We start from the raw sequence: 16664 nt of genomic DNA on the forward strand, positions 1-16664 counted from the left end.
ACTTCAATTCGTTTTCGATCCACCTGCGGTTTTCCGCGCACAGCTCGAAGGTTTCTTTCCAGCTATACATAAGAACGTTCACTCCCTGTTCAGCTACCCGTCCATCGAGTCTCTGATCGGAGCGGGCGTGCATGGATGCCGTTCGCAATCCTGCCCATGGTTCAAAACGCTGAAAATTGGACCAGTACTAAATTGGGAGCTTCCGTAAGCGAAAAATGCGGGGATTGAGCGGACGATGGCCGTGGAGATGAATGCGCATCCGGGACATCGGCCACGCGAGGACAAGCCCGAAGACCAGGCCAAGGAGTGCGGCGGCGCCAGCGGCAAGGCGCTGATGACCCGCCTGCGCCCGCGCCGCAAGGCCGCCGGGCGTCAAACGGTCAGCCGATCCAGCACCGACCACGCCGCCCGCGCCTCGACCGCCTCGCCCGCTGCCAGGCACAGGTCTTCCCTGAAACGCGCTGCCGCCAGTTGCACGCCCACGGGCACGCCGTCCGCCATGCCCACCGGCACCGACAGGCCCGGCAAGCCCAGGATCGCGGTCGAGACCAACGGGCTCTGTGCACGCAGCATGTCCGCCATGGCGTCCTCGCCCAGTTGGTCTTGATCCACCCGAAACGGCAAGTCGAACGACACCGGCATCAGCAGCACCGGATAGCGATCGAAGAACAGGCCCCATTCGCGCAGGATGCTCGTGCGCATTGCCATCGCGTTGACGAAACCGTCCTTGTCCAGGCGCGGCGCGTGCGCCAGCATGCTCCGGTAGGCGCGCTGGATGGCCGCGTCGCCCGCGCGCTCGATCTCGCGGCCCATGGAGCCGGACGCTTCGTTCATCAACACGCTGAGCCAGAGCTCGGCGGCCTCGCCAAAGCGCGGCGGCTCCGCTTCTTCCACGATGTATCCCGCGTCCTCCAGCCACGCGGCGGACCGCTGCAGCGCGTCGTCCACGGCCGGATCGGCTTTGAACCCCGCCGCGCCGCGAAACAACGCCACCCTGCGGCTTTCGCCCGGACGACGCTGATCCAGCGGCGCGGGCGCCCACCACGGATCGCGCGAGTCGCCGGCCGACATCGCCGCCAGTCCCAGCCGCAAATCGGCGACCGTCCTGCCCAATGGCCCCTGGGTCGCGGCCAATTGCGAAGCCACCGGACGTTCCGACAACTGGCTGGCGTTGTAGCCCGGCACCCGCCCTTGCGACGGCCGCAGTCCCGCGACGCCGCAGGCATAGGCCGGGTAGCGGATAGATCCGCCCTGGTCGCTGCCGTGCGCCAGCGGGCCGATGCCAAGCGCGGCCGCGACCGCCGCGCCGCCGCTGGACCCGCCGGGCGTGCGCGCGGCATCGAACGGGTTGAGGGTGCGGCCGTGCAGATCGTTGTCGGTGAACCAGCGCCATGAGAAGGCGGGCACATTGCTGCGGCCGATGACCACGGCGCCCGCCTTGATCCAGTTGTCAACGGCGGGATTGTTCTCGCTGGCCACCAGGTCCCGATACGCCGTCACCCCGTTTGTCGTCGCCGTGCCCGCCAGGTCGGCGTTGGCCTTGATCGTGACGGGCACGCCGTGCAGCGCGCCCAGTTCCTGCTTTGCCGCGACTGCAGCGTCGGCCGCGTCGGCGGCGCGCAGCGCCTGATCGGCATAGATCTCAGTCAGCGGATTGAAAACGGGATTGACCTGCTGCGCCCGGTCCAGGCAGCTCTGCACGGCCTCCCGGCTCGACACCTCGCGGTTGCGGATGGCCTTTGCAAGATCCTGCGCGCTCCAGCGCCAGAGTTCGTTCGTCATGATGTCTCCTTATCGTCAGGCAATGCGATCAATCGGCCGACGCTCCCGATTGCTTCACCATCGCGCCCCAGCGCGGGATCTCGGTCGCGATGAGACTCGCAAACTGCTCAGGCGTGGACGGCGTCGCGTCCACCGACAGGGTTTCGTTCAGCTTGAGCACCGCCGGGTCCTTAAGCGCCTTGGCGATGGCGGTGTTGAGCTTGTCGATCACCGGCTTGGGCGCGCCGGCGGGAACCACGATCCCGCCCCACGACACCACTTCGAAGCCCTTCAGTCCCGACTCGTCCAGCGTCGGCACGTCCGGCAGCACCGGAACACGCTTCAGGCTGGTGGCGCCCAGCACCTTGACTTGGCCCGAGCGGATGAAGGGCAGCACGCCCGCAACGTTGTCGATCATCACGTCGAGCTGCCCGCCCGCGATGTCCACCACGGCCTGCTGGCCGCTCTTGTAGGGTACATGCAGCATGGTCGTGCCGGTTTCGCTCTTAAGCATTTCCCCGGCCAGGTGGGCGCTGGACCCCACGCCCAGCGACCCCACGCTGACCTTGCCCGGATGCGTCTTGGCATACGCGATCAGCTCCTGCACATTGCTTGCCGGCAGGTCGTTGCGCGCGATGAGAACCAGCGCATTGCTGATCGCCAGGCTGACGGGCGCAAGGCTGCGCTGCGGGTCATAGGGCAGCTTTGCGTACATGCTCTTGTTGATCGCCAACGTCACCAGGTTGCCAAAGCCGATCGTGTAGCCGTCGGGCGGCGACGAGGCCAGCGCCTGCGTGCCAACGATGCCGCCGGCGCCGCCCCGGTTGTCCACGATGACCGGCTGACCCAGTTCCCGCCCCAGGGCGTCGGCAATGGGACGCAGCACCACGTCGGGCCCGGACCCCGCGACATACGGGACGATGAGCTTGATGGGGCGTTCCGGCCATTCGGCGCGGGCAGCGCCGGCGCCCGTCGCAGCGGACAGGGCCAGCATTAGCGATAAGACACGGCGGATACGGCGGGGGAAGACAAACATGGTTTTCTCCTTGAGGGCATCGCGGACCGGGCTACGGATCGCGCCCGGTTCCTTGTCGCTGGCTAGATTAGGGATCGCCCGCGCTGCGTGGAAGGCTATATTTTTGTTAAGGTGACAACCCTTAGTTGTCAGGGGACGCGCACGTGAAGGACCATCAACTTCGGGCATGGCTGAAAGTCGCCGAACTGCGCAGCATCCGTGCCGCGGCGCGCAGCCTGCACCTGAGCCAGGCGGCGGTCACCAAGGCCATCAAAGAACTGGAATCCGAACTCGACGCGCCGCTGCTTACGCGCAGCTCGCGGGGCATCGCCATTACCGAATGCGGCGAACATCTTACGGTGCGCGCGCGCCTGGCCCAGGCCCAACTCTCGCTTGCGCGTCAGGACATCCGCCAGTTGCTCAGCGGCGCCCAGGCGCGCGTGGCGGTCGGCGTCACGCCGATGGTGATGCTTAGCGTGCTGCCCGACGTCCTGGCCGATTTCCGGGCCAGCATGCCGGCGGCCAGGGTCAAGGTCTCGGAAGGCCTGCTGGCGTCGGTTCAGCCCGCGCTGCGCAATGGCGCGCTGGATTTCGCGGTGGCGTCGCGCATGATGGACGGCGGCGCCGGCCACGAGTTCGAATTCGAGGAACTGCGCCCGCTCGAATTCATGATCGCCTGCCGGCGCGGCCATCCGCTGGCGCGCGCACGGCGTTGGGAAGACATCCGCGGCTGCGAATGGCTGCTCAACGTGTCGGGCGGCAGCCATACCGAGGCCTTTCTGCAAGGCCTGCACGACCACGGCCTGCCGACGCCCGAACGCGTCATCGACTGCGACACTTTCGGCGTCATGTGGAGCCTGATGACGCGCAGCGACGCCCTCATCATCTGCCCCGCAGGCATGCTTAACGTCAAGCCCTATGGCGACGAGGCCCGGCGGATCCGGGTGGACGCGCCCATGCCGGTGGCCAGCGTCGGCATCATGACGCTGCAAGGCACGCCGCTGTCGCTTGCGGCGGCGACCATGGCGGACCTTTTCAGGCGGCGCGTGGCCGGGGCGACGCTGGGCGGATAGCGCGAGTTTTATGGGCATACCTCGCCATCCTTGAATGCGGTTAAATGTCGCAGAATCCCCCTGCCGGCCGAGCCGCCGCTCGCCCATCGCGCCGCCGCCCGCCCGCAAGCAATACCCCCGACCCTGGAGTCTCTGCCTTGTTCCGCAGATTTGAAAACCAACTCAACCCGTTCCCGCCCGAAAACGCCCCCCTTCCGCCCAAGGGGTTCTTCGCGTTCCTCTGGTTCTGCACACGCGGATCGCGCCGATACATTGCCGCGCTGGCGGTGCTGAGCGCCGCGGTCTCCATCTACGAAGCCTGGCTGTTCGCCTTCCTGGGTCAGATCGTCGACCTGCTCGGGGTCTGGCACGCGGGCCAGCCCGCATCGGCGCACGAGCGCCAGGTGCTGTGGGGCATCGGCCTGGTGCTGCTGGCCAGCATTGTCCTGGTCGGCCTGCGCACCATGGTGCAGCACCAGATCCTGGCCATCAACCTGCCGCTGCGCCTGCGCTGGGACTTCCACCGCATGATGCTGCGGCAGAGCCTGTCGTTCTTCTCCGACGAGTTCGCCGGCCGGGTCACCACCAAGGTCATGCAGACCGCCCTGGCGGTGCGCGAAGTGCTGCTCACCTTCTGCGAAATCGTGCTGGGCATCGCCGTCTACTTCTTCGCCATCGTCGCGCTGGCGGGCGGATTCGACCTGCGCCTGATGCTGCCCTTTATTGCCTGGATGGCGCTCTACGGCCTGATCATGATGTACTTCGTGCCGCGCCTGGGCAAGGTCGGCAAAGAGCAGGCGCACGCGCGCTCATCCATGACGGGCCGGGTCACCGACGCCTACACCAACATCACCACCGTCAAGCTGTTCTCGCATACCAACCGTGAAGCGCGCTTTGCGCGCGCCGCCATGGAGGACTTCAAGGAAACCGGCTATCGCCAGATGCGCCTGGTCAGCCAGTTCGAGATCTTCAACCAGGTGCTCGCCACCGCGCTGATCTTCTCCGCGGGCGGCTACGCCCTGTGGCTGTGGCACGGCAACGAAATCGGCACCGGCGCCGTCGCGGCCGTGTCCGCCATGGCGCTGCGGGTCAACGGCATGTCGCACTGGATCATGTGGCAGATGACGTCGCTCTTCGAAAACATCGGCACCGTTCAGGACGGCATCGGCACCCTGACCCACCCGCCCAAAGTGCAGGATGCGCCCGATGCGGCGCCGCTGCACGTCACCCGCGGCAAAGTTGAATTCGACAACGTCTTCTTCAACTACAACAACGAACGCCAGGTGCTCGATGGCCTGAGCCTCACCGTGCGCCCCGGCGAGAAAATCGGCCTGGTCGGCCGCTCCGGGGCCGGCAAATCCACGCTCATCAACCTGCTGCTGCGCTTCTACGACGTCGACCGCGGCGCCATCCGCATCGACGGCCAGGACATCTCCCGGGTCACCCAGGACAGCTTGCGCGGCGCCATCGGCATGGTCACCCAGGACACCTCGCTGCTGCACCGGTCCATTTGCGACAACATTGCCTACGGCCGCCCCGATGCGGATCGCGCCGAGATCCAGGCGGCCGCGGCCCGCGCCCAGGCCGACGAGTTCATCCAGCAATTGAGCGACAACCATGGCAACCGGGGCTACGACACCCTGGTCGGCGAACGCGGCGTCAAGCTCTCCGGCGGCCAGCGCCAACGGATCGCCATCGCCCGCGTCATGCTCAAGAACGCCCCCATCCTGCTGCTGGACGAAGCCACCAGCGCCCTCGACTCTGAAGTGGAAGCAGCCATCCAGGAAAGCCTGGACGAAGTGATGGAAGGCAAGACGGTCATTGCGATCGCGCACCGGCTGTCCACCATCGCCGCCATGGACCGCCTCATCGTCATGGATGAGGGCCGCATCATCGAACAGGGCAGCCATGCGGAACTGCTGGAGCTGGGCGGCGTGTACGCGCGGCTGTGGCGGCATCAGAGCGGGGGGTTCCTGGCCGAGGAGCTGATGCAGTGAACGCCCTTGCCCGGGAGCCATGATGCTTGCCTACGTGTGGGGCTTCGCAGCCGCCGCCGCTTTGGCGGCCAGCTTATACGTCAGCGTTGCACGGCCGTTCCAGTTCAAAGACAAGGGGTCGGGGCCGGACTATCGGCCATCGGCGGCGGTTGCTGGCGGATTGATGACCGTGGCGGTGCTAGGGTTTGTGTTGGCGCTCACCTGATGCGAGGCCAATGGAGTTGTCAGGACGAACTAACACTGACGACACTCACCCCTCGACAAAAGTGCCAATATTTTTACACTTTCATCAATATTCTGACGAAATATTGGCGCTTTCAGCAAATCCGACATCAATGCCGAAGTCTGAGCCAGTGGAACACTAGCCACCAAGATGCTAATATTTTGGCGATATCGGCATAAAAATGCAGGAATATTATCGCCATGGCGAAGAAAACCGCCCCCCTCATGCCGGCGACCCAAAAGCTGCTCGCAGAATTTGGCGAGCGGCTCAAACTTGCGCGTCTGCGCCGCAGGATCACCGCCAAGCAAGTGGCGGAGCGCGCCGGGATGTCGCCGATGACACTGCGCTCACTGGAGTCAGGGGGGCCGGGAGTGACCATAGGCGCCTACCTATCCGTCATGCAAGTCCTCGGCATTGAAAAAGACCTCGCCATGCTCGGCGCCGACGATGAGCTTGGCCGCCGACTTCAGGACGCACGCCTTGTGCCGGCAAGAGCCACACCGCCATCCATTCCTCCCAAGGCTGGCCGGAGCGAGAGAGGTGGTGAGTCTCGCGCGGGAAAGACAAACGACAAACCGCCCACTCGCAAAGAAAGTGGAAAAAGATCAAACAGCGTCGTTAATGAGCCAAGCGGCGGTACCTATGTCGACTCCCACCGACCCGCTGTTGGAGACTCTCGAGCGACCTCAAAGAATCTTGCTTCTCTCTTGAAGCCCTCTTCCAAGAAGCGAAAGGAGGACGACAAAACATGACGATGATCGGAGTGTATGCAGATTGGGATGGCCTGCCGCGACCTCAGCGAGTCGGTGTTCTGAACTCCCGCAGGACTCGTGCGCACGAGACGTTTGAATTTCAGTACGACCCTGCAGCGCTTGCAGACCCCGTCATTGGACATCTGGTTCTTGACCCAAAGATCTTCCTGTTCGACGGGCCCCAGTATCCCACCGCGCCCCAGGACAGATTCGGCGTGTTCGCTGACTCCAGCCCTGATCGGTGGGGCCGTCTGCTTATGGACCGTCGCCTCGCACGGGATATTCGCACAGGTATGCGGGCCGCCGGCACTCGACTGTATGAAACGGACTACCTGCTTGGCGTGCACGATCTCTACCGCGTTGGCGCCTTGCGCTACAAGCGAGAAGATGAAGGCGAATTTCTCGATAACACGGTTGGACTAGCGGCCCCTCCTTTTGCCGAGATTCGAGCACTGGAACAAGCGAGCCGGGCGCTCGAGGAAGATCCGAACGACGAAGCTCAACAAGGCCAGGATTGGCTGAGAATGCTGATCGCTCCCGGCGGCTCCCTGGGTGGCGCCAGGCCCAAGGCAAGCGTGGCTGATGAACAGGGACACTTGTACATCGCCAAATTTCCGAGCGCTCGCGATGACTATGACGTCGGTGGATGGGAGATGGTCGTCAATGCCCTGGCGGTCGGTTGCGGGCTGAATGTAGCGGCCGCTGAAGCGCGGAAATTTGCGAGTGAATACCACTGCTTCATGGTGCGGCGGTTTGATCGCACCGATGAAGGGCGACGGTTGCACTTTGCCTCCGCAATGACCATGACTGGTCATGTCGATGGTGATGATGCGTCGACTGGAGTCAGCTACCTGGAGCTGGCTGAGGTCCTTATCAGGTATGGCTCCCGGACCAACGCAGACCTCCGCGAGCTATGGTCACGAATCGTCTTCAACATTCTCGTCTCCAACACGGATGATCACCTACGCAATCACGGATTCATCCTGGTGCCTGGGGCTGGGTGGCGCCTCTCTGAAGCCTACGACATGAACCCGGTGCCCTTTGCCGACGGCCTAAAGCTCAACATCACCGAAGTGGACAATGCGTTAGATCTGGAGTTGGCCCGCGAAGTCGCAGCGTACTTTCGATTGGATCTACACGAGGCCGATGAAATCATCGAAGAGTTCCAGGCAATCGTTAGCCAGTGGCGAACCGTGGCCAGAGAACTGGGCCTACCGGCGCGCGAGCAAGAGCGGATGGGAGAGGCCTTTCGAGCTGCAAACGGTTGATCTATCACAGCCCCGGTGCTGAACCCTTTAGATCGCAGCGAGACTTCGGAATAGCTGCCGAACGAGATCGGCCGTTGCTTGCCTGACTTTCGTTGAGCACACGCCTACGGACAATGTGCGTGTGGAGCGGGTGAAGGGAATCGAACCCTCGTATGAAGCTTGGGAAGCTGCCGTTCTACCATTGAACTACACCCGCTCGGGTGTCGTGCCGCGGCCATGGGCCGGGCAGAGCCGCGATTATAGCGCGGCTTTTTTCGGGCGGAGCGGCAACGCAAGCCGCCCCCTTCCGCCGCAAACCGGGCGGGATGAATTCAATGTGATGTTCGCGGCCTTGACCACTTTGCCACAGCGGGCCAGGTTCATGAAAAGGGCCTATGGCGCAAATCGGGCCGGGCTGAAACGATGGCCGGGGCCTGGCGGGATAAATCTGTCCCTATTTTAGTCCCTATGGCCGACTCCGCGCCGACGAGCCTGCCACTACAATTCGGGCTATGAATACGAATAATCCCGCGGACACGCCCGCGAATCCGCCCGTGACGCCCTCCGCAACGCCCGCCTCCGACGCCGCGCCCGCCCCCGTTTCCCCGGAAACCCAGGCCGCGCTGGCCAGCACCGCCCACGCGCCCAACAGCCCCGGCGCCACCCACATCCGCAGTTTCGTGCATCGCCGCGGCCACATCACCCAGGGCCAGTTGGCCGCGCTGGAACGCCTGATGGGCCAGTGGTCCATCCCCTACGCCCCGCGCCGCCTGGATCCGGCCACCGCCTTCGGCCGGCAGGCCCCGACGGTGCTGGAAATCGGCTTCGGCATGGGCGAGACCACCGAGAAGATCGCGCTGGCCCGCCCCGGCGACAACTTCCTGGGCGTGGAAGTCTTTAACGCGGGCGTGGGTTCGCTGCTGCGCCGCATCGAAGATTCCAGCATCCCGAACCTGCGCATCATCCAGCACGACGCCGTGGAAGTGGTGCGCGACATGATCGCTCCCGACTCGCTGGCCGGCGTGCACATCTATTTTCCGGATCCGTGGCCCAAGAAGCGCCACCACAAGCGCCGCCTGATCCAGCCCGCCTTTATTTCGCTCCTGGCCAGCCGCATCGCGCCGGGCGGGTACATCCACTGCGCCACCGACTGGGAAGACTACGCGGTGCAGATGCTGGAAGTGCTGGGCGGCGAACCGCAGCTGAAAAACACGGTGGATGGCTACGCCCCCCGCCCCGATTACCGCCCCCTGACCAAATTCGAGACACGCGGCCTGCGCCTGGGCCACGGCGTCTGGGACCTGATCTTCAAGCGAGTCGCCTGATGCTCTATCCGCCGATCGAACCTTACCGCCATGGCATGCTGGACACCGGAGACGGCCACCAGCTCTATTGGGAAATGTGCGGCAACCCCAACGGGAAGCCCGCCGTATTCCTGCATGGCGGGCCCGGCAGCGGCTGCTCGCCCCTGCATCGCCAACTGTTCGATCCGCAACGCTACAACGTGCTGCTGTTCGACCAGCGCGGCTGCGGCCGTTCGCTGCCGCATGCCAGCCTGGACAACAACACCACTTGGCACCTGGTCGCCGACATCGAGCGCCTGCGCACCGAAGTCATGGGCGCCGAACAATGGCTGGTGTTCGGCGGATCCTGGGGTTCGACCCTGGCGCTGGCCTATTCGGAAACGCATCCCACGCACACCAGCGAACTGGTGCTGCGCGGCATCTTCGGCCTGCGTCGCGCCGAAATCCAGTGGTTCTACCAGGAAGGCGCATCGTGGCTGTTCCCCGACCGCTGGGAAGAGTACCTGGCGCCGATCCCCGAAGACGAACGCGGCGACCTGGTCACTGCCTATCACAAGCGCCTGACGGGCAACGATCCCGCCGAGCAATTGCGCGCCGCCAAGGCCTGGAGCAAATGGGAAGACAGCACCATCACGCTGCTGCCCAGCCCGCGCCACCAGCAAAGCCACGCCGCCGACCGCGCCGCGCTGGCCTTTGCGCGCATTGAAAACCACTACTTCTTCAACGCCGGCTTCATGGAAGAAGGCCAATTGATCCGAGACGCGCACAAATTGCGCGGCATCCCCGGCACCATCGTGCAAGGCCGCTACGATGTCTGCACGCCCGCGCGCACCGCGTGGGACCTGCATCGCGCCTGGCCCGAAGCGCATTTCCACCTGGTGCCCGACGCCGGCCACGCGTTTGACGAACCCGGCACGCTGGCGCGCCTGATCGCCGCCACCGACGCCTACGCAAAACAGTGAGGAGACCTGTCATGCATATCACCCTGAACGGAGACGCCCGCGAATTCCCGCTGGACACCACGGTGAACGAATTGCTTGAAACCCTGGGCTACGCCGGCAAGCGCGTGGCCGTCGAACGCAACGGCGAAATCGTGCCCAAGAGCCTGCATGCGCAAACCGCGCTATCGGATGGCGACCAGGTCGAAATCGTGGTCGCCGTGGGTGGCGGCTGACGCCTCGCATTTGCGGCGCATTGGCGCGCCGTGGCAACGCAAAAAAAGGCCGCTGACATCAGCGGCCTTTTTGCATGCAGCCCCGCGTACGAGTGGGCGTAAACCCACGGATACCAACGCCCTTCGAAGTAGCCAGCATTGTTGCGTAGTCTGGCAAGAGGCTAGCAACCTGTTACACGTTAACCCCTCGTCGCCCGGCGAATGTGCGAGTCATAATCGTTCCTGCTGGCGTACCACCGTTGTCCTGTTGCTGTTCTAGCGTTGCACATCGCCCATCCGGGCAGAGGAGGCATCATGAACACTGCGGTCATCATCAACCTGATCATCCAGCTTGTCGCCGGCGCAGCCGGGGGCAATGGACTGGGCAAAATGCTCCAGCAGTTCAACCTGGGCACCGCGGGCAACACCATCGCGGGCGCCATCGGCGGCCTGGCCGGCGGATCCTGGCTGGCCCCGATGATCACCGCCGGCGCTGGCGCGGTCGCCGCGGGCAATGCGGGTCTCGATCTTTCCGCGATCGCAGGCAGCGTGGTTGGCGGCGGCGTAGGCGGCGCCGTGCTCACGCTGATTGTCGGCATCGTGAAAAAAATGCTTGTGGGCCGCGCGCCCTGACAAGGCTTGGTTTTCTCACTGCAACATCGTTAAAGGAAACACTATGGGTCTGCTCAATTTCATCAAGGACGTTGGAGAAAAGCTCTTCGGCGCCAGCGAGGCCAAGGCCGCGACGGCTGACGAACTGAAGAAAGAGCTCGATAAGCACGGCCTGAACGCGGATGGCCTGCAAATCTCGGTGGACGGCGACAAGGTCACCGTCGCGGGCGAGGCGTTGAGCACGGAAGACGCCGAGAAGATCTCGCTGGCGCTGGGCAACACCGTGGGCGTGGCCGCGGTGGACAACCAGTTGAAGGTCAAGCAGGCCACGCCCGAAGCCAAGATGTACACGGTGCAGAAGGGCGACAACCTGTGGAAGATCGCCGAGGCGCAATACGGCAAGGGCCAGGGCGCCAAGAACTCGCTGATCTTCGAGGCCAACAAGCCCATGCTGACCAGCCCCGACAAGATCTACCCGGGCCAGGTGCTGCGCATTCCGCCGCTGTCGTAAGCGGCGCCGATTACCGACAACCCGGAGAACACCCATGCGTTTTCCGGTTTGTGTCGCGGCACGGCGCCCCCTGCCGGCCGCGATTGCTTGGCCAGACGCAATGTCTGGCCATTTTTTTACTTCATCCCGAACCTGCCCAGCCCCTTCATCCCGCCCATGGCGCGCATCATCTTCGCCATGCCGCCCTTCTTCATCTGCTTCATCATGCCCTGCATCTGCTCGAACTGGGCCAGCAGGCGGTTGACCTCCTGCACCGGCACGCCGGAGCCGGCCGCGATGCGGCGCTTGCGCGAGGCCTTGATGAGTTCGGGCTTGGCGCGTTCGGCGGCGGTCATGGAATTCAGGATGCCTTCGGTGCGGCGCAGCTGCTTTTCGGCCTGGCCGCCCTGCAACTGGCCCGCGGCCTGCTGGAACTGGGCGGGCAGCTTTTCAAGCAGCGAACCCATGTCGCCCAGCTTCTTCACTTGGCCAAGCTGATCGCGGAAGTCGTTCAGGTCGAACTTGTTGCCCGACTTGATCTTCGAGGCCAGCTTCTGGGCTTCGGCGATGTCGATATTCTTCTGCGCCTGCTCCACCAGCGACACGATGTCGCCCATGCCCAGCACGCGCTGCGCCATGCGGTCGGGGTAGAACGGCTCCAGGCCGTCCAGCTTTTCCGAGACGCCGACGAACTTGAGCGGCTTGCCCGTGACGTGGCGCACCGACAGGGCGGCGCCGCCGCGGGCGTCGCCGTCCAGCTTGGTCAGCACCACGCCGGTCAGGGGCAGCGCGTCGGCAAAGGCGCGCGCGGTGTTGACCGCGTCCTGGCCCTGCATGGCGTCCACCACGAACAGCGTTTCCACCGGCTTGACCAGGTCATGGAGCGCGCGGATTTCGCGCATCATGGCCTCGTCGATGCCCAGGCGGCCGGCCGTGTCCAGGATGAGCACGTCGTAGTGGTGGCGGCGGGCGTGGTCCACCGCGCCGCGCGCGATGTCTTCAGGTTTCTGGCTGGGATCGGACGGCAGGAAGTCCACGCCGACCTGCGCGGCGACGGTCTTCAGCTGGTCGATAGCGGCCGGACGGTAGACGTCGGCGGACACCACCAGCACTTTCTTCTTGCCGGTCTTGCGGCCGTGCTGCGTGTGCTGGCCTTCAGACAGCCAGCGCGCCAGCTTGCCGGTGGTGGTGGTCTTGCCGGCGCCCTGCAGGCCCGCCATGAGAATGACGGCGGGCGGCTGCACGGCCAGCGACAGTTCGTTGGAATCGGCGCCCAGGTCGCCGCCCATCAGGGCGGTCAGTTCCTTGTGGACGACGCCCACCAGGGCCTGGCCCGGGCTGAGGCTGGAGGCGACCTCTTCGCCCAGCGCCTTATCTTTCACGCGCGCGACGAACTCGCGCACGACGGGCAGCGCCACGTCGGCTTCCAGCAGCGCCATGCGCACTTCGCGCAGCATCTCCTGGGTATTGGCCTCGGTCAGGCGGGCTTCCCCGCGCAGCGTCTTGACGACGCGCGACAGGCGTTGAGTTAGGTTATCGAGCATGAGAGGCGTTTCCGCTTAAACTAGTTGATTGAACGGTGGCCGCAGGCGCGGATTCTGCGCTTTCGGGTGACGTGCACCCCAAGGCCCCATCCAGACAACGGTTTCTATGTCACTAGGCATTGTATTTCACACAGCGGCTGCCTTGGCGTACGCAGTGCTCGGGGGGTCGCTCTGGACCCGCCTGGCCGGCGCCGGGGAAGTGGAACAGACCGGCAAAATTGCCCGTCTGTGCCTGCTGGGAGCCCTGGTTCTCCATGGAATCGGGCTGCAACAGTCGATGCTGGGCGCCCAGCATCTGTTCATCGGATGGGCGCTGGCCCTGTCCGCGGCCATCTGGCTGGGCATGGTGGTTTTCTGGCTGGAAAGCCTGCTGGTGCGCATCGACGGCCTGCAATTGCTGCTTCTGCCCGCCGCGGCCCTGGCAAGCGGCCTGGCCGCCCTCTTTCCACAGGGGCAATTCGTGCCCCATGCCGAAGATCCCTGGCTGCGCGCTCACCTGCTGATCGCCCTGGCCGCCTACGGCCTGATCACCATCGCGGCCCTGCACGCCATGATGATGGCCCTGCTGGACCGCCACCTGCATCGCCCCCTGGACGCCCCCGCCCAACGCAGCATCATCGGCCGCGTCCTGGACTCCCAGCCGCCCCTGCTGGTGCAGGAACAGCTGCTGTTCCGCATCATCTGGATCGGCTTCGTCGTGCTGACGCTGGCCGTGGGCTCGGGCTCGGTTGCGTCCATGAAGCTCACGGGCAAGGTTTTGCCGTTCGACCACAAGACCGTCTTCACCCTGCTGTCGTGGCTGACTTTCGGCGTGCTGCTGGCGGGACGGCACATCTGGGGCTGGCGCGGCCGCGTCGCGCTGCGCTGGACCCTGACGGGTTTTGGTTTTCTGATTCTGGCCTACACCGGCAGCCGGTTCGTGCTGGAAATGATTCTGCATCGAGGCTGACGTGGGCAAGTTGCTGTTCTGGATCGTTCTGATCATCCTGGTGCTGTTCGTCGCCCGCATCGCCGGCCGCATGGCCGCCCAGCGCCAGTCCGGCGCGCCATCCGGCAAAGACAAAAAGCAGGCCCCCGCGCAGCCCAAGCCGCTGGAATCCATGGTGCGCTGCGCCCACTGCGGCATCCACCTGCCCCGTTCCGAGGCCCTGCTGCAGAACGGCCAGACCTGGTGCAGCGCCGACCACGCGCGCCTGGGTCCGGCCAGGCGCTGAGTCCGGCAAGGCCGCTTTCCGCCGGCCGGCGCGTCCGCCTGCGCGCCGGCTAGGGCATTGCCTGGACGCACGGCATAATGCATGTCGGAATCCTCACATGCTTCCTCCCTATGCCTTTGCTTCTGGATCGACATGGCTGGCTGGCGCCGGCTCCGGGCGTTTCCCTGCTGCCCTCGCCCAATTGCGACGCCCGCCCCGCCGGCGCGCAGGTGTCCCTACTGGTGCTGCACAACATCAGCCTGCCGCCGGGACAGTTCGGCGGCCCCGAGGTTGCCGGACTGTTCCTGAACACGCTGGATTACGGCTCGCACCCGTGGCTGGAACGCCTGCGGGGCCTGCGGGTATCGGCGCACTTCTTCATACGCCGCGACGGCCGCATCGTGCAGTTCGTTTCCACCGACCGCCGCGCCTGGCATGCCGGCGTGTCGCGGTTTGCGGGCCGTGAACGCTGCAACGACTTTTCCATCGGCATCGAACTGGAAGGCACGGACACGCTGCCCTACACTGACGAGCAATACGCGGCGCTGCGCAGGCTGGCGCCCGTGCTGCGAACGCGCTATCCCCTGGTTGCCGCCTGGGGACACGAACACATCGCCCCGGGCCGCAAGACCGACCCCGGGCCTGCCTTTGACTGGACGCGCTTTTCGCGCAACAGCGGTTTTGCACGGCGGCAATTGCCGCCGGTCTGACACTTACAAGGATTGGCTATGTTGAAGATCTGGGGACGCCTGACTTCCGTCAACGTTCAGAAAGTGATGCTGGCCGTGCGCGAGCTGGCCCTGCCGCACACCTTTGTCCAGGCGGGCGGTCCGTTCGGCGTGGTCGACACCGAGGACTACGCCGCCAAGCTCAACCCCAACCGCCTGGTCCCCGTCATCGACGACGGCGGCTTTGTGCTGTGGGAATCCAACGCCATCGTGCGCTACCTGGCCGCGCGCTACGGCGTGGGCACGCTGTGGCCCGAAGACGTCTGCCTGCGCGCCGACGCCGACCGCTGGATGGACTGGCAGGCGACCGAATGGCAGCCCGCCATGGTCCCCGCCTTCCTGGGCCTGATCCGTACGCCCGAAGACAAGCGCGACAAGGCCGCGATCGAAAACTCCATCAAGCGTTCGAACGCGCGCGCCCTGATCCTGGACCAGGCCCTGAAAGGCCGCGAGTTCATCGCTGGCCGCCACCTGACCATGGGCGACATCGCCCTGGTCAGCTCCGCGCATCGCTGGCTGGCCCTGCCGATCGAGCGTCCCGACACGCCGGCGCTGTCGGCCTGGTACCGCCGCGTCATGATGCGTCCCGCGCCGCAGGGCGTGCTGACGCTGCCGCTGGAATAAGCCCGCGGCCTATTCGACCCACGGCGTCTGCGCCCAGATCTGGCGCAGGCGCGCGTCGTCGCCCTTCAGACGCTCCTGCCACTGCGGCCCGTCCACGTAGTCCATCTCGGTGAATTGCTGCTTCATCTGGGCCTGGAATTCCGGGTTGGCGGCCACCTTGCCCAGCGCGCGGCGCAGCTTGTCGGACACGTCGGCGGGCAGGTCCTTGGGCGCGACGATGCCGCGTTCCGACGCGAACACCAGGTTCACCCCCAGTTCCTTGAACGTCGGCACGTCCGGCCCCAGCGGCGAACGCTTTTCGCTCGCCTGCGCCAGCACCCGCATGTTCTTGCCGTTGTAGGGCATGACTTCGCCCAGGTTCAGGCCGCCAATGACGGTGTGCCCGCCCAGCACCGAGCTGCGCAGCGGACCGGCGCCGTTATAGGGCACATGGTTCAGCTTCGTGCCGGTCTGCGCCTGGAACAGCACCAGCGCCAGATGGTCGTCCGTGCCCACGCCCGTCGATCCGTAGCTAACCGCATCGGGCCTTTCCTTGGCTGCGGCGACCAGCGCCTCAAGCGTCTTGTAGGGGCTGTCGCTGGACACGCTGAACGCGCTGGGATCGCGCACCAGGTTGGCCAGATAGGTAAAGTCGCCGCCGGTAAAGCCCGCCTTGCGCTCGATCGGCAGGGACACCAGGCCCGGCATGTTCGTCATCGCCAGCGTGTAGCCGTCGGGCTTGGCGCGCGCCACGTAGGACAGCGCGATGGCGCTGGACGCGCCCGGCTTGTTCTGCACCACCACGGTCGTGCCCAGCTCCTTTTCCAGGAAGACCGCCAGCGAGCGCGCCGTCAGGTCGGTGCCGCCGCCGGGCGCAAAGCCGACCACCAGTTCGATGGGGCGATCGGGCCAGGCCCAGGCGGGCAATGCGGCGCACAGGCCCGCGACGGACAGCGCGGCGCGCGCGAAGGTCTTGCACGATAAAAACAT

18 protein-coding genes and 1 tRNA gene are annotated in these 16664 nt (G+C 65.2%); 14 read left to right on the top strand and 5 right to left on the bottom strand.

Annotation, left to right across the window (positions count from 1 at the left end; genetic code table 11):
* Positions 1 to 372 precede the first annotated feature (372 nt).
* Entirely contained in the window at positions 373 to 1782 is a 1410-nt protein-coding gene (locus KYC_RS25115) for an amidase family protein (RefSeq protein ID WP_008167768.1), read from the bottom strand.
* Positions 1783 to 1810: 28 nt separating this feature from the next.
* Positions 1811 to 2797, bottom strand: a complete 987-nt coding sequence (locus tag KYC_RS25120) for a Bug family tripartite tricarboxylate transporter substrate binding protein (RefSeq protein WP_043519230.1) — start codon at positions 2795 to 2797, stop codon at positions 1811 to 1813.
* Positions 2798 to 2940: 143 nt separating this feature from the next.
* Here KYC_RS25120 and KYC_RS25125 point away from each other — a divergent pair, with 143 nt between their 5' ends.
* From KYC_RS25125 to KYC_RS25140, 5 genes are all read left to right on the top strand, one after another.
* Positions 2941 to 3849 carry a LysR substrate-binding domain-containing protein gene (locus tag KYC_RS25125; RefSeq protein ID WP_008167771.1) on the top strand — a complete coding sequence of 303 codons (909 nt, stop codon included), beginning with the start codon at positions 2941 to 2943 and terminating at the stop codon, positions 3847 to 3849.
* 137 nt (positions 3850 to 3986) lie between these two features.
* Positions 3987 to 5825 (top strand): ABC transporter ATP-binding protein, encoded by a 1839-nt coding sequence (locus KYC_RS25130; RefSeq protein WP_008167773.1) that lies wholly within the window; start codon positions 3987 to 3989, stop codon positions 5823 to 5825.
* A gap of 19 nt (positions 5826 to 5844) precedes the next feature.
* Entirely contained in the window at positions 5845 to 6030 is a 186-nt protein-coding gene (locus KYC_RS25135; RefSeq protein ID WP_008167775.1) for a hypothetical protein, read from the top strand.
* A gap of 218 nt (positions 6031 to 6248) precedes the next feature.
* Positions 6249 to 6800, top strand: a complete 552-nt coding sequence (locus KYC_RS29080; RefSeq protein ID WP_008167777.1) for a helix-turn-helix domain-containing protein — start codon at positions 6249 to 6251, stop codon at positions 6798 to 6800.
* Positions 6797 to 8068 carry a type II toxin-antitoxin system HipA family toxin gene (locus KYC_RS25140; RefSeq protein WP_008167780.1) on the top strand — a complete coding sequence of 424 codons (1272 nt, stop codon included), beginning with the start codon at positions 6797 to 6799 and terminating at the stop codon, positions 8066 to 8068. The genes KYC_RS29080 and KYC_RS25140 overlap by 4 nt, the downstream gene beginning before the upstream one ends.
* A gap of 122 nt (positions 8069 to 8190) precedes the next feature.
* On the opposite strand, the gene KYC_RS25145 is transcribed toward KYC_RS25140, so the two are convergent.
* Positions 8191 to 8264 (bottom strand) — tRNA-Gly (locus KYC_RS25145).
* A gap of 295 nt (positions 8265 to 8559) precedes the next feature.
* Between KYC_RS25145 and trmB the strand changes: the two genes are divergently transcribed.
* The 5 genes from trmB (at position 8560) to lysM (ending at position 11627) form a co-directional block, all read left to right on the top strand.
* The gene (gene trmB, locus KYC_RS25150) at positions 8560 to 9372 is read left to right on the top strand and encodes a tRNA (guanosine(46)-N7)-methyltransferase TrmB (RefSeq protein ID WP_008167782.1); all 813 of its coding nucleotides are present in this window, start codon (positions 8560 to 8562) and stop codon (positions 9370 to 9372) included.
* Positions 9372 to 10313, top strand: a complete 942-nt coding sequence (gene pip / locus KYC_RS25155) for a prolyl aminopeptidase (RefSeq protein WP_008167783.1) — start codon at positions 9372 to 9374, stop codon at positions 10311 to 10313. The genes trmB and pip overlap by 1 nt, the downstream gene beginning before the upstream one ends.
* Before the next feature lie 11 nt (positions 10314 to 10324).
* Positions 10325 to 10525 (top strand): sulfur carrier protein ThiS, encoded by a 201-nt coding sequence (gene thiS / locus KYC_RS25160; protein ID WP_008167785.1) that lies wholly within the window; start codon positions 10325 to 10327, stop codon positions 10523 to 10525.
* A gap of 294 nt (positions 10526 to 10819) precedes the next feature.
* Complete coding sequence (locus KYC_RS25165) at positions 10820 to 11137, top strand: hypothetical protein (protein ID WP_008167787.1); 318 nt, start codon at positions 10820 to 10822, stop codon at positions 11135 to 11137.
* Positions 11138 to 11180: 43 nt separating this feature from the next.
* A complete protein-coding gene (gene lysM, locus KYC_RS25170; protein WP_008167789.1) occupies positions 11181 to 11627 on the top strand; it encodes a peptidoglycan-binding protein LysM in 447 nt (148 codons plus the stop codon).
* A 116-nt stretch (positions 11628 to 11743) separates the two neighbouring features.
* Here the strand turns inward: lysM and ffh are convergent, their stop codons facing one another.
* Positions 11744 to 13150, bottom strand: a complete 1407-nt coding sequence (gene ffh / locus KYC_RS25175) for a signal recognition particle protein (protein WP_008167791.1) — start codon at positions 13148 to 13150, stop codon at positions 11744 to 11746.
* Between the two features lie 106 nt (positions 13151 to 13256).
* Between ffh and KYC_RS25180 the strand changes: the two genes are divergently transcribed.
* From KYC_RS25180 to KYC_RS25195, 4 genes are all read left to right on the top strand, one after another.
* Positions 13257 to 14099, top strand: coding sequence for a cytochrome C assembly family protein (locus KYC_RS25180; protein ID WP_043519231.1), 843 nt, complete (start codon positions 13257 to 13259; stop codon positions 14097 to 14099).
* Position 14100: 1 nt separating this feature from the next.
* Complete coding sequence (locus KYC_RS25185) at positions 14101 to 14364, top strand: PP0621 family protein (RefSeq protein WP_008167796.1); 264 nt, start codon at positions 14101 to 14103, stop codon at positions 14362 to 14364.
* Positions 14365 to 14474: 110 nt separating this feature from the next.
* Entirely contained in the window at positions 14475 to 15053 is a 579-nt protein-coding gene (gene ampD, locus KYC_RS25190) for a 1,6-anhydro-N-acetylmuramyl-L-alanine amidase AmpD (protein WP_008167797.1), read from the top strand.
* Between the two features lie 18 nt (positions 15054 to 15071).
* Positions 15072 to 15695 (top strand): glutathione S-transferase family protein, encoded by a 624-nt coding sequence (locus tag KYC_RS25195; RefSeq protein ID WP_008167799.1) that lies wholly within the window; start codon positions 15072 to 15074, stop codon positions 15693 to 15695.
* 9 nt (positions 15696 to 15704) lie between these two features.
* On the opposite strand, the gene KYC_RS25200 is transcribed toward KYC_RS25195, so the two are convergent.
* Positions 15705 to 16664, bottom strand: coding sequence for a tripartite tricarboxylate transporter substrate binding protein (locus KYC_RS25200; RefSeq protein WP_008167802.1), 960 nt, complete (start codon positions 16662 to 16664; stop codon positions 15705 to 15707).

The sequence above is a fragment of the Achromobacter arsenitoxydans SY8 genome (assembly GCF_000236785.1).
GTDB classification, from domain to species: Bacteria; Pseudomonadota; Gammaproteobacteria; order Burkholderiales; family Burkholderiaceae_B; genus Achromobacter; species Achromobacter arsenitoxydans.

Coding starts and splice junctions, on each gene's coding strand:
- KYC_RS25165 (WP_008167787.1), top strand. CDS start 10,820: ATGAACACTGCGGTCATCATCAACCTGATCATCCAGCTTGTCGCCGGC.
- KYC_RS25180 (WP_043519231.1), top strand. CDS start 13,257: ATGTCACTAGGCATTGTATTTCACACAGCGGCTGCCTTGGCGTACGCA.
- thiS (WP_008167785.1), top strand. CDS start 10,325: ATGCATATCACCCTGAACGGAGACGCCCGCGAATTCCCGCTGGACACC.
- lysM (WP_008167789.1), top strand. CDS start 11,181: ATGGGTCTGCTCAATTTCATCAAGGACGTTGGAGAAAAGCTCTTCGGC.
- KYC_RS25135 (WP_008167775.1), top strand. CDS start 5,845: ATGATGCTTGCCTACGTGTGGGGCTTCGCAGCCGCCGCCGCTTTGGCG.
- ffh (WP_008167791.1), bottom strand. CDS start 13,150: ATGCTCGATAACCTAACTCAACGCCTGTCGCGCGTCGTCAAGACGCTG.
- ampD (WP_008167797.1), top strand. CDS start 14,475: ATGCCTTTGCTTCTGGATCGACATGGCTGGCTGGCGCCGGCTCCGGGC.
- trmB (WP_008167782.1), top strand. CDS start 8,560: ATGAATACGAATAATCCCGCGGACACGCCCGCGAATCCGCCCGTGACG.
- KYC_RS25120 (WP_043519230.1), bottom strand. CDS start 2,797: ATGTTTGTCTTCCCCCGCCGTATCCGCCGTGTCTTATCGCTAATGCTG.
- KYC_RS29080 (WP_008167777.1), top strand. CDS start 6,249: ATGGCGAAGAAAACCGCCCCCCTCATGCCGGCGACCCAAAAGCTGCTC.
- KYC_RS25195 (WP_008167799.1), top strand. CDS start 15,072: ATGTTGAAGATCTGGGGACGCCTGACTTCCGTCAACGTTCAGAAAGTG.
- KYC_RS25200 (WP_008167802.1), bottom strand. CDS start 16,664: ATGTTTTTATCGTGCAAGACCTTCGCGCGCGCCGCGCTGTCCGTCGCG.
- pip (WP_008167783.1), top strand. CDS start 9,372: ATGCTCTATCCGCCGATCGAACCTTACCGCCATGGCATGCTGGACACC.
- KYC_RS25140 (WP_008167780.1), top strand. CDS start 6,797: ATGACGATGATCGGAGTGTATGCAGATTGGGATGGCCTGCCGCGACCT.
- KYC_RS25115 (WP_008167768.1), bottom strand. CDS start 1,782: ATGACGAACGAACTCTGGCGCTGGAGCGCGCAGGATCTTGCAAAGGCC.